The sequence below is a fragment of the Streptomyces sp. NRRL F-2664 genome, assembly GCF_000719345.1.
GTDB lineage: Bacteria > Actinomycetota > Actinomycetes > Streptomycetales > Streptomycetaceae > Streptomyces.
The window spans coordinates 1-253 of the sequence record NZ_JOFX01000560.1 but is presented as its reverse complement, the minus strand read 5'-3'; the positions used below and the strand labels follow the sequence as shown (position 1 = coordinate 253).

General features: G+C 70.0%; 1 protein-coding gene. It reads right to left on the bottom strand.

The annotated features are described in order from the left end of the window. Positions 1-253 (bottom strand): hypothetical protein (locus tag IF89_RS40235; protein WP_043195184.1); only part of this gene is annotated, 253 nt, incomplete at both ends.

The following is a 253-nucleotide window of genomic DNA, read 5'->3' as shown; positions in this document are numbered from 1 at the left end:
GCCGCTGCCCGCACCGCCGCCGCTGTTGTCGCTGCCGGGAGCGGGGCTGGTGGTGGGGCGGGTGTCGGTGCGGGTGGCCAGGTCTCCGCGGCTGTTGTAGGTGTAGGCGGTTTCGGACAGCAGGGTGCCGTCTTTGCGGGTGAGGGTCTCCTTTTTCGGCTGGCCGCTGTCGTAGTAGTCGACCGTCAGGACGGTGCCGTTGCCGTACTCGGTCTTTGCGGGCCGGCCGAGGCTGTCGTAGGTGTAGGCGGCG